The 1,817-nt window shown below is 61.8% G+C and carries 3 protein-coding genes; all 3 read right to left on the reverse strand.

Going from position 1 to position 1,817, the window contains the following annotated elements:
- Window positions 1-804 (reverse strand): FUSC family protein (locus tag HX846_RS36475; protein WP_178967374.1); only part of this gene is annotated, 804 nt, incomplete at its 3' end.
- Window positions 801-1,232, reverse strand: coding sequence for a MarR family winged helix-turn-helix transcriptional regulator (locus tag HX846_RS36480; protein ID WP_177123207.1), 432 nt, complete (start codon window positions 1,230-1,232; stop codon window positions 801-803). The genes HX846_RS36480 and HX846_RS36475, both read right to left, overlap by 4 nt.
- Window positions 1,233-1,386: 154 nt before the next feature.
- Entirely contained in the window at window positions 1,387-1,632 is a 246-nt protein-coding gene (locus tag HX846_RS36485; RefSeq protein WP_177123199.1) for a DUF2789 domain-containing protein, read from the reverse strand.
- Between the last annotated feature and the right edge of the window lie 185 nt (window positions 1,633-1,817).

The following is a 1,817-nucleotide window of genomic DNA, read 5'->3' on the forward strand; positions in this document are numbered from 1 at the left end:
CGTGAAGCGCTCGAGCAATTCCGGCGCGCGGTGTTCCAGGGCGTACACAGCGTCGTCCAGTGCGTCGATCACCGGCAGCAGGTGGATCATCCGCCCGCGCAGCTCCTTTGTATTGCGCACCGTTTGCGGCCGGGAGCCCTCGTGGGGCAGTTGGCCGATCATCAATTCCAGGGTGTTGAAGGTAGCGACCATGCCGCCGCGCAGGGTGCTGATTTCCTCGGGTTGCACGTTGCGGCTGAGGAAGCGCTGGCTGTAGACCTGGGCGTCGGCAAACCACTTGCTCACCGAGTCATCGAACACCGGCGCCAGGCGTCGCGGCCAGAACATCGCCCCCACCACCGCCGCCACGGCGATGCCAAGGAAGATCTCTTCGGTCCGCGCTTCGGCCACATCCCACACCGCCAGCGGGTTATCCACCACCGGCAGGGCGATCAGCGGCAAGGTGTAGCCGGCCAGCATCAGCGCATAGCTGTTGGCGGTGCGCAGGTGCAGGGACAGGAACAGCAGAATCCCGGTCCACAGCGCGATCACCACCACCAACACGTAAGGCGTCTGCACAAACATCGGCACAAAAAACACCGCAGCGGCCGCGCCCATGAAGGTACCGACCGCCCGGTACAGCGCCTTGGAGCTGGTAGGGCCGACAAACGGGCTGGACACGATATACACCGTGGCCATCGCCCAATACGGACGCGGCATTTGCATCAGCATGGCGATGTACAACGCGATCATTGAAGCGGCGAATGTCCTTACGCCATAGAACCAATCCCTGGCCGGCGGCATGCCGGTAAAAAATCCGTTCAAGAACTCACAACCATGGGATGTTGATTGGCACCTTCGAAGGCCCGCAGTACACGCAAAGCAGCTTCCAGGTCATCGGGGTCGATTGTCGCCAGCACCTCGCGACGCAGGCGCACCAACTGTTCCTCCACCGCCTGCACCAGCTCGCGGCCACGCGCGGTGAGGCTCAAGGCCTTGGCGCGGCGGTCGTGGATGTCTTCGGTGCGGCACACATAGCCGGAACTGCACAGCTGATCCAACAGGCGCACCAGGGAAGGGCTTTCCATCCCGGCGGCCTGGGCTACCTTCACCTGGTGCACACCGTCGCCGAGGCGGCCGATCATCAGCAGCGGCACGGCGCAGGCTTCGGAGATGCCATAGCTGACGAGCGTGGTCTGGCAGATTTTGCGCCAGGTCCTGGCACCTACCACCATGCTGCTGCTGATGTTCATCTGGAGTTGTTCGAGGGTCTGGGACACTGGATTATTCGCATACAGTTAGTTTGCTAACTATCAATATGGTCGATGGATCCCAGGCCGTCAAGTTTTGATACAAATTTTGGGATGGGTGGTGGAGGCGCGAAGATGTGGATAAGTAAAGCGGGTTTCAAGCCCCACGCCCCTCTCTCAACCGCAAATTCAACTCATCCACCACCTCCGCCCAATCCGCGTCCTCCAGAATCTCCTCACGCAAAAACGCCCGCTGGGCCGGCGTCCAGAAAAACGCTTCCGCCAGATGCAATTCGGGCTTGAGTGGGGAGTGGACCGCGATGAACCGCTCGATGCTGACCGGGTCATCGGGCAAACCGAGCTGTTTGAACAACGATGGCAAGTTGTGGACTGGGGATTCCATGAGGCGTTCCTGGAGAGAGGGTTCACCTGAGTCTAGCCCCCCAGGCGAACATAAACCTCTCAGGTGTTGCGCGGATCAATCGCAGCCCTCACGGTGCACGCCCGCTGGCGCGTTACACAGCACGAACAGCCGGGCCCGCGCGCCGCCGCCGTCCTGTTGGCTGAGCTGACGCCATCCGGCCGGCA

It is taken from the genome of Pseudomonas sp. K5002 (assembly GCF_013386655.1).
Taxonomy (GTDB): Bacteria; Pseudomonadota; Gammaproteobacteria; order Pseudomonadales; family Pseudomonadaceae; genus Aquipseudomonas.

Bases quoted from the DNA above. Each gene is read 5' to 3' on its own strand.
- HX846_RS36480 (WP_177123207.1), bottom strand. From the start codon at position 1,232: ATGAACATCAGCAGCAGCATGGTGGTAGGTGCCAGGACCTGGCGCAAA.
- HX846_RS36485 (WP_177123199.1), bottom strand. From the start codon at position 1,632: ATGGAATCCCCAGTCCACAACTTGCCATCGTTGTTCAAACAGCTCGGT.